This is a genomic window from Streptomyces sp. NPDC101776 (assembly GCF_044766845.1).
GTDB lineage: Bacteria > Actinomycetota > Actinomycetes > Streptomycetales > Streptomycetaceae > Streptomyces.
On sequence record NZ_JBIWMV010000016.1, the window covers coordinates 1 to 7,910 of the forward strand.

Genomic DNA, 7,910 nt, shown 5'->3' on the forward strand with positions numbered 1-7,910 from the left:
ACACGACCGAGTCAGGACGCCCAGCCCCAGCCGCTCCAGACGGGATATCAGCACATCGCTTCAACCGGCCAGCCCCGCCAAAAGCAACGGCATTGCCCTTAAGGCAGTGGGGGAGTGTGCCCGCCCTTGCCGAGCAGTTCCGCGAACTCCCGCGCGGGGCGGGTGTAGCGCTCGTCCAGGTCGGCGGCGGAGAGAAGGACACAGATCTTCATACCCGTCACCGTACGCGGGAAGAACCGGGCGCCCGCGAGTGCTTTTCCGGTATGGCTGACGGACACACGATCACGATCGAGCAGGGCGACCGGCACGTACGCGTCGTCCACGGCGACCAGGTGCTGGCGGAGAGCGACCGCCCCCTCGTCCTGAAGGAGACCGGTTCCCCGGTGCGCTACTACCTCCCTCCGGAGGACGTGCGCCTCGACCTCCTGACCCCCTCCGAGACCCACACCCACTGCCCCTTCAAGGGCGACGCGTCCTACTGGTCCCTCCCGGACGCGGCCGACCTGGTGTGGGCGTACCCCGACCCCAAGCCGGACGTGGCGCAGATCAAGGACCACCTCTGCTTCTACGAAGTTGAAGTGTTGTGACCGATTAGTCCCCTGCCCTGCGGCAGTCTCCAGGACATGGACAAGAAGACTGTTTCGCGCGACGGCACCGCCCTCGCGTACGAACGCATCGGCGCGGGTCCGCCCGTCGTCCTGGTGGGCGGCGCGATGACGACGGGCGACGGCCTGCTGCCGCTCGCCGCGCAGCTCGCGCACCGGTTCGGGGCCGTCCCGTACGACCGCCGGGGTCGTGGCGCCAGTGGCGACACGGCCCCGTTCTCGGTGGAGCGCGAGGTCGAGGACCTCGCGGCGCTGATCGACGCCGTGGGCGGCAGCGCGGCCCTCTACGGCCACTCCTCCGGCGCCGCCCTGGTCCTGCACGCGGCGGCGAGCGGCCTGCCGGTCACCGAAGTCGCCCTGTACGAGCCGCCGTTCGCCCTCGACGCGTCCGGCGCCGCGGAGCGCGCCGAGTACACCGCCCGCCTCACGGAACTCCTCGCCGAGGGCCGCCACGGCGACGCGGTCGAACTCTTCATGGCCCTCACCGGCGCACCCCCGCAGATGATCGAGGGCGCCCGCCGCTCCCCCATGTGGCCCGGCATGGAGGCCATCGCCCCGACCCTCGCCTACGACGACGCGGCCATGGGCGACGGTCTGGTCCCGGCGGAGCGGCTGGCCTCCCTGTCGCTCCCGGTGCTCACGATCGCGGGCGGCGCGAGCGCGGAGTGGATGCGGCAGTCCGCGCGGGCCGTCGCGGACGCGGCGCCGGACGGGACGTATCGCACCCTGGAGGGTCAGACCCACATGGTGGACCCGGTCGTCCTGGCACCCGTGCTCGCCGAGTTCTTCACGAACTGACCCGGCCGCCGGGCGACTTGATCCCGGTCGCGATCCCGGCGCCCGATCGATCTCGGTCCCTGGCCACAGACCCGGATCTCGGACCCCGGTCTCCGCCCCTGGTCTCAGGCCATCGCCGTCGCCGCGCGCGTGGTCGTCGCGATCGTCGCCGACCCCACCACACGCGTGTCGTCGTACAGCACGATCGCCTGGCCGGGAGCCACCCCGCGGACGGGCTCCGTGAAGGAGACCTCCAGGGTGCCGTCGATCAACTCCGCCGACACCTCGGTCTCGCCGCCGTGGGCGCGGAGCTGGGCGGTGTAGGTGCCGGGGCCGGTGGGGGCCGTGCCGCACCAGCGGGGCTTGACGGCGGTGAGGCCGCTGACGTCCAGGGCGGCGGCCGGGCCGACCGTCACCGTGTTGTCGACCGGGGAGATGTCCAGGACGTAGCGCGGCTTGCCGTCGGCGGCCGGGGTGCCGATGCGCAGGCCCTTGCGCTGGCCGATGGTGAAGCCGTACGCGCCCTCGTGCGAGCCGACGACGGCGCCGGACTCGTCGACGATGTCGCCCTCGGCCTTGCCCAGGCGGCCTGCGAGGAAGCCCTGGGTGTCGCCGTCGGCGATGAAGCAGATGTCGTGCGAGTCGGGCTTCTTGGCGACCGCGAGGCCGCGGCGCTCGGCCTCCGCGCGGATCTCGCCCTTCGTCGTCACCGTGTCGCCGAGCGGGAAGAGGGCGTGCGCGAGCTGCCGCTCGTCCAGGACACCGAGGACGTAGGACTGGTCCTTGGCCATGTCGGAGGCGCGGTGGAGTTCGCGGGTGCCGTCCTCGTTCACGATCACCTGGGCGTAGTGGCCGGTGCAGACCGCGTCGAAGCCGAGGGCGAGCGCCTTGTCGAGGAGCGCGGCGAACTTGATCTTCTCGTTGCAGCGCAGACAGGGGTTCGGGGTGCGGCCGGCCTCGTACTCGGCGACGAAGTCCTCGACGACGTCCTCGCGGAAGCGGTCGGCGAGGTCCCAGACGTAGAACGGGATGCCGATGACGTCGGCGGCGCGGCGGGCGTCCCGTGAGTCCTCGATGGTGCAACAGCCACGCGCGCCCGTGCGGAACGATTGCGGGTTCGCGGAGAGCGCGAGGTGGACACCGGTCACGTCGTGGCCGGCTTCCGCGGCTCGGGCGGCGGCGACGGCGGAGTCCACTCCGCCGGACATGGCGGCGAGTACGCGAAGGGGGCGGGGGCGTGGCGAGGTCTCAGTCATAACCCTTCCAGGGTACGGGGCGTCGGGAACCGGGGCCCGCGAGTATCCGTTGACGATCACATGGGGGAGACACAGAGCGATCAGGACGAGCGGACGGCGAAGCCACCGGGCGGCACGGGGAAGTCGCCGGAGACCGCCCGCCGGCACCTCGGGCGGCGCGCGCTGCTCATCGGCGGCGCCGCGGCCGCCGTAGGGACCGCTGTGCTGGCCCGGGGCGAGTTGGCGCGGTTGTGGTGGCGGCTGCCGGGGGTGGAGAAGCCGCGGACTCCGGGGGCGGTCGACTTCCGGGCGGCGACGTGGGTGGCGGCGTCCTCGGCGAACTACCGGCGGGCGGACCGGCCGGACGACTACGCGATAGACATGGTGGTCATCCATGTCACCCAGGGCGGTTACGAGAGTGCGGTGAAGGCCTTCCAGAGCCCCGCGCACCAGGCGGCAGCGCACTACATCGTCCGCAGGGGCGGTGCCGTCACGCAGATGATCCGCGAGCTGGACGTGGCCTTCCACGCGGGCAACCGGTCGTACAACGAACGCAGTGTCGGCATCGAGCACGAGGGCTTCGTGGAGCGGGCGTCCTCGTTCACCGACGCGATGTACACGTCCTCCGCGCGGCTGACGGCGGAGATATGCCGGCGCTACGGCATCTCCGTCGACCGGGAGCACATCATCGGGCACGTGGAGGTGCCGGGGACCGATCACACGGACCCTGGGCGGTACTGGGACTGGGACCGGTACATGACCCTCGTAAGGCGGGCACACCGGACGCAAGCGTGACTCGCGTCACATGAGGCTTTGGCTATGAGTCGTTTCAGTTACGACGGTGTCCGATGCGTCCCCTGCTCCGGATGTGACCTGGCGTACGTCAACTCGGCATCCCCTCATGGGAAGTTGGGGAGCGATCGCGCACGCACATCTTTCATAGCTTGCCCTGCTGGCTACTAACTGTCACTCAGTCTTTACACAGGCCTTAGGTCAAATCTCTGGCCGCATGACACACACCAGCGAGCCCGCGTCCGGCCAGAACAACGACGCCAAGGGCAACCACCGCAAATCCATCGCGGAGAAGCGTGAGCACGGCAAGGACATCGCGGCCCGGGGCAAGGGTCTGCACCGGCGCAAGTTCCTCGGCGGGATGGCCGGGGCGGGCATCGCGGCGGTCGCGGCGGCCGGCGGGGCCTTCTCCCTGCTGAACGACGCGGCGAAGAACAAGGCCGCCGCCGCGGACGCCACCCTCACCATCCCGGACCTCCTGGAGGGCACCACCGCCGACGGCGTCACCACGTACACGCTGGAGGCCAAGTCCGGCACCCACGAGGTGATCTCGGGCGTCACCAGCACCACGATGGGCTACAACCAGGACTTCCTGGGCCCGACCCTGAAGTGGACCAACGGCGACGTGGTCCTTCTCAACATCACCAACGACATCGGCGAGGACACGACGGTCCACTTCCACGGCGCCCACGTGCCCGCGAAGATGGACGGCGGCCCCCAGGTCGCCTTCGCGGACGGCACGACCTGGTCACCCACGTTCACCGTCAAGGACCCGGCCACCACGCTCTGGTACCACCCGCACGCCCTGGGCACCACCGCCAAGCAGGCCGTGCACGGACTGGCCGGCATGATCATCGTCGAGGACTCCACGGACGCGTCCACCGCGCTGCCCAGCGACTACGGCGTCGACGACGTCCCGCTCATCTTCCAGTCCCTCGCCGTGGACACCGCCGGAGACATCAAGTACGACGCGGCCGGCTACCGGCTGAGCACCACCACCTTCCCCCTCCTGGTCAACGGCACCAACGTGGACTCCACCACGCTCGGTTTCACCGCCACCAAGACCCGGACCCGGTTCCGCGCGCTGAACGCCTCGCCGTCCGACATCATCGTGATCCAGCGCAGCGACGGCGGCACCCTCACCCAGATCACCACCGACCAGGGCTATCTGACCGAGGCCACCGAGGTGACGACGATCCGCCTGGTGGCCGGTGCCCGTGCCGAGTTCACGATGGACCTCACCGCCGACGCCACCCTCCAGGCCGTGATCACCACCGGCTGGATCCGCGGCGGCAGCGGCACGTACGACTTCCTCGCGATCACGGCCAGCGGCTCCGACACCCCGGCCGACCTGCCCACCACCCTCAACACCATCGACCGCTACGACACGACCGACTTCACCGCGCGGACGATCACCCTGGGCCAGAACGGCGCCACGATGCTGATCAACGGGTCGGCGGGCACGACGATGGCCGCGATGGCGATGATCAGTACGACGGTCGGCTCGAAGGAGATCTGGACGATCCAGAACTCCACCCAGCTGGAACACTCGTTCCACCTGCACGACGTGCCGTACCAGCTGATCTCCATCAACGGCGAGGATCCCACCGGGGTCCAGCTCGGCTGGTACGACACCTACGAGGTGGTCGGCGGCGGCTCGATCAAGATCGCCATGGAGTTCACCGACTTCTCCGACGACACCTATATGTACATGCTCCACTGCCACCTGTTGCAGCACGAGGACGAGGGCATGATGGCCTCCCTCATGGTGACGGAGAGCTAGACGGACCGCTGGTGAGTGGCCCTCAGGTCAGCCCGGCGGCGCGCGCACGTTCCACCGCCGGGCCGATCGCCTTCGCGACGGCCTCCACGTCGGCCTCCGTGGAGGTGTGGCCGAGGGAGAAGCGCAGGGTGCCGCGGGCGAGGTCCGGATCGGTGCCGGTGGCGAGCAGGACATGGCTGGGCTGGGCGACGCCCGCGGTGCAGGCCGAGCCGGTGGAGCACTCGATGCCCTGGGCGTCCAGCAGGAGCAGCAGGGAGTCGCCCTCGCAGCCGGGGAACGTGAAGTGGGCGTTGGCCGGGAGCCGGTCCACCGGGTCGCCGCCGAGGATCGCGCCCGGGACCGCCGCACGGACGGCCGTGACGAGTTCGTCGCGCAGGGCGCCGATCTCGCGGGCGAACCACTCGCGCTGTTCGGCGGCGAGCCGGCCGGCGACCGCGAAGGAGGCGATCGCGGGGACGTCGAGGGTGCCGGAGCGGACATGGCGTTCCTGGCCGCCGCCGTGCAGGACGGGCACGGGGGTGTACTCACGGCCGAGCAGCAGCGCGCCGATGCCGTACGGACCGCCGATCTTGTGGCCGGAGACCGTCATCGCGGCGAGGCCGGAGGCGGCGAAGTCGACCGGCACCTGCCCGAAGGCCTGCACCGCGTCGGCGTGCAGCGGGACACCGAACTCCCTTGCCACGTCGGCGAGTTCGCGGACCGGCAGGACCGTGCCGATCTCGTTGTTGGCCCACATCACGGTGGCCAGGGCGACATCGCCCGGGTTGCGGGCGATCGCCTCGCGCAGCACCTCGGGGTGGACCCGGCCGTAGGAGTCGACCGGGAGGTACTCGACGGTGGCGCCCTCGTGCTCGCCCAGCCAGTGGACGGCGTCCAGGACGGCGTGATGCTCGACGGGGCTGGCCAGCACCCGGGTGCGGGCCGGGTCGGCGTCGCGGCGGGACCAGTACAGGCCCTTCACCGCGAGGTTGTCGGCCTCGGTGCCGCCGGAGGTGAACACGACCTCGCTGGGTCGGGCGCCGAGCGCCTCGGCGAGGGTCTCCCGGGCCTCTTCGACGCTGCGGCGGGCCTTGCGGCCGGAAGCGTGGAGGGAGGAGGCGTTGCCCGTGATGCTCAGGTGGGCCGTCATCGCCTCGACTGCCTCGGGAAGCATCGGGGTGGTCGCGGCGTGGTCGAGGTATGCCATGGTGACGCCGATTCTACGGGCCCCGGTGCGCACCCCGGAGGGGCGGGCGGGCCTGTGCGGATCCGGCGCGCTTCCTAGAAGCTCCAGGAGACGGTGCTGTCCAGTTGCATGAAGGCGACGAGGACCAGCAGATCGGCGATCCCGAGCCCGAGTCCGAGGAAGGCACGGCCGCGGCGGGCGGTGCCGCGCCACAGCGCGACGCCGGCCAGGGCGATGGCGATCGGGCCGAGGAAGACGTTGAGCACGAGCAGGCCGACGAGGCCGAGGATGAAGGACGCGACGGCCATGCCGTCGGCGTCACGACGGCCGGTGTGCTTGACGTCGATGGTGGTGCTGCGTGCCGGTGCGGTGAGTTGCATGGTGGTTCAGCTCCCGATGATCGGGCGGGTGGTGGGTCGCGGTACAGGGGCCGACGGACTGCCGTGGAGCGTCAGTTGGCGGTCGTACGGGTGCGGCGGCCGTGCCGCTCGCGCAGGGCGAAGATGCCCAGCCATACGGCGATGACGGTGGCGGCGACGGCGGTGAAGGCGAGCGGCACGTGGGCCACGGTGCCCACCACGACGCCGAACAGCAGGAGCGCTGCGACGAGGAACAACATGGGATGAAACCCCCTCCGAGACGGCCGGGACGGCTCTCGTTACGTTTCGGTGAACGGTTGTAGTAACACTTGTTCACTGAACTTGAGTCTAGCGCGTCCGACGACTTTCCAATTACGGAGAACAGTTGTTAACTGGATGACATGAGTCACACCCTCGGCATCCGGCAGGCACAGAAGCAGAAGACCCGACAGGCGTTGCTGGACGCCGCGTTGGGGCTGCTGGAGGAGCAGAGCCTGAGCAGTCTGGGTCTGCGCGAGGTCACCCGCGCCGTGGGCGTCGCCCCGACCGCCTTCTACCGGCACTTCCGTTCCACGGAGGACCTCGGGGTCGCGCTCGTCGAGGAGGCGCTGGGCAGTCTGCATCCGATGATCCGGCAGACGGTGGCCCCGGCGGACAGCGGTCAACGCATCACGCGCGCGGTCGAGTTGATCGCCCACCACGTGGACACGTATCCGGCCCACGTCCGCTTCATCGCCCGTGAACGGCACGGCGGGGTACAGCCGGTACGGCAGGCCATCCGGGAGCAACTCGCCCGGTTCGCCGAGGAGGTGAAGGCCGAACTCGCCAAGGACCCGGAGTCCGACGGCTGGAACGGCGAGGACCTGCTGATGCTCGCCCACCTCTACGTCGACCAGATGCTCATCACGGCCTCGCTCTTCATGGAAGCCTCGGAGGCCACGGAGAGCGCGGAGATGTCCGGTGAGGAGCGCGAGCGCGTCACCCAACTCGCCACGCGCCAGATGCGGTTGATCAGCGTCGGCCGGCGGCACTGGCTCGGCTGAGCACCCGGCACCCAGGGGGCTCCCGTACGACAGGGGCGGGGCCCCCCGGGGGCCCCGGGGGGCCCCCCCGGGGCGAAGGGGGGCCCCGGGCGCGCCGGGGTTGGGGCCCGCACAAGATGGCGCCGCCCGGGCCCCCCCCCGCCCCCCCCCC

Annotated in this window: 9 protein-coding genes and 1 pseudogene; 5 read left to right on the forward strand and 5 right to left on the reverse strand. The window is 70.6% G+C overall.

From position 1 onward, the window contains the following. Positions 1 to 113: 113 nt before the first annotated feature. Positions 114 to 212: pseudogene (locus ACIRRY_RS36355) on the reverse strand (TIGR00730 family Rossman fold protein); the annotation flags it as partial. Between the two features lie 51 nt (positions 213 to 263). Between ACIRRY_RS36355 and ACIRRY_RS36360 the strand changes: the two are divergent. Together ACIRRY_RS36360 and ACIRRY_RS36365 are read left to right on the forward strand one after the other, a co-directional pair. After that, positions 264 to 587, forward strand: coding sequence for a DUF427 domain-containing protein (locus ACIRRY_RS36360; RefSeq protein WP_403981494.1), 324 nt, complete (start codon positions 264 to 266; stop codon positions 585 to 587). Positions 588 to 623: 36 nt separating this feature from the next. After that, entirely contained in the window at positions 624 to 1,403 is a 780-nt protein-coding gene (locus ACIRRY_RS36365; protein ID WP_403981496.1) for an alpha/beta fold hydrolase, read from the forward strand. 104 nt (positions 1,404 to 1,507) lie between these two features. Here the strand turns inward: ACIRRY_RS36365 and mnmA are convergent, their stop codons facing one another. Further along, positions 1,508 to 2,638 carry a tRNA 2-thiouridine(34) synthase MnmA gene (gene mnmA, locus ACIRRY_RS36370; RefSeq protein WP_403981499.1) on the reverse strand — a complete coding sequence of 377 codons (1,131 nt, stop codon included), beginning with the start codon at positions 2,636 to 2,638 and terminating at the stop codon, positions 1,508 to 1,510. 60 nt (positions 2,639 to 2,698) lie between these two features. Here mnmA and ACIRRY_RS36375 point away from each other — a divergent pair, with 60 nt between their 5' ends. Together ACIRRY_RS36375 and ACIRRY_RS36380 are read left to right on the forward strand one after the other, a co-directional pair. Continuing rightward, on the forward strand, positions 2,699 to 3,412 hold the full coding sequence (locus ACIRRY_RS36375; RefSeq protein WP_403981502.1) for an N-acetylmuramoyl-L-alanine amidase: 714 nt from the start codon (positions 2,699 to 2,701) through the stop codon (positions 3,410 to 3,412). 214 nt (positions 3,413 to 3,626) lie between these two features. Further along, a complete protein-coding gene (locus ACIRRY_RS36380; protein ID WP_403981504.1) occupies positions 3,627 to 5,192 on the forward strand; it encodes a multicopper oxidase family protein in 1,566 nt (521 codons plus the stop codon). A gap of 22 nt (positions 5,193 to 5,214) precedes the next feature. On the opposite strand, the gene ACIRRY_RS36385 is transcribed toward ACIRRY_RS36380, so the two are convergent. The 3 genes from ACIRRY_RS36385 to ACIRRY_RS36395 form a co-directional block, all read right to left on the reverse strand. Continuing rightward, positions 5,215 to 6,378 carry a cysteine desulfurase family protein gene (locus ACIRRY_RS36385; RefSeq protein WP_403981507.1) on the reverse strand — a complete coding sequence of 388 codons (1,164 nt, stop codon included), beginning with the start codon at positions 6,376 to 6,378 and terminating at the stop codon, positions 5,215 to 5,217. Positions 6,379 to 6,452: 74 nt separating this feature from the next. Beyond that, positions 6,453 to 6,737, reverse strand: coding sequence for a DUF4190 domain-containing protein (locus tag ACIRRY_RS36390; protein ID WP_403981510.1), 285 nt, complete (start codon positions 6,735 to 6,737; stop codon positions 6,453 to 6,455). Between the two features lie 71 nt (positions 6,738 to 6,808). Then, the gene (locus tag ACIRRY_RS36395; RefSeq protein WP_403981512.1) at positions 6,809 to 6,976 is read right to left on the reverse strand and encodes a hypothetical protein; all 168 of its coding nucleotides are present in this window, start codon (positions 6,974 to 6,976) and stop codon (positions 6,809 to 6,811) included. Positions 6,977 to 7,117: 141 nt separating this feature from the next. On the opposite strand from ACIRRY_RS36395, the gene ACIRRY_RS36400 reads away from it, so the two are divergent. Then, positions 7,118 to 7,759 (forward strand): TetR family transcriptional regulator, encoded by a 642-nt coding sequence (locus ACIRRY_RS36400; protein WP_403981515.1) that lies wholly within the window; start codon positions 7,118 to 7,120, stop codon positions 7,757 to 7,759. Positions 7,760 to 7,910 lie beyond the last annotated feature (151 nt).

Coding starts and splice junctions, on each gene's coding strand:
- ACIRRY_RS36360 (WP_403981494.1), top strand. CDS start 264: ATGGCTGACGGACACACGATCACGATCGAGCAGGGCGACCGGCACGTA.
- ACIRRY_RS36365 (WP_403981496.1), top strand. CDS start 624: ATGGACAAGAAGACTGTTTCGCGCGACGGCACCGCCCTCGCGTACGAA.
- mnmA (WP_403981499.1), bottom strand. CDS start 2,638: ATGACTGAGACCTCGCCACGCCCCCGCCCCCTTCGCGTACTCGCCGCC.
- ACIRRY_RS36375 (WP_403981502.1), top strand. CDS start 2,699: ATGGGGGAGACACAGAGCGATCAGGACGAGCGGACGGCGAAGCCACCG.
- ACIRRY_RS36380 (WP_403981504.1), top strand. CDS start 3,627: ATGACACACACCAGCGAGCCCGCGTCCGGCCAGAACAACGACGCCAAG.
- ACIRRY_RS36385 (WP_403981507.1), bottom strand. CDS start 6,378: ATGGCATACCTCGACCACGCCGCGACCACCCCGATGCTTCCCGAGGCA.
- ACIRRY_RS36390 (WP_403981510.1), bottom strand. CDS start 6,737: ATGCAACTCACCGCACCGGCACGCAGCACCACCATCGACGTCAAGCAC.
- ACIRRY_RS36395 (WP_403981512.1), bottom strand. CDS start 6,976: ATGTTGTTCCTCGTCGCAGCGCTCCTGCTGTTCGGCGTCGTGGTGGGC.
- ACIRRY_RS36400 (WP_403981515.1), top strand. CDS start 7,118: ATGAGTCACACCCTCGGCATCCGGCAGGCACAGAAGCAGAAGACCCGA.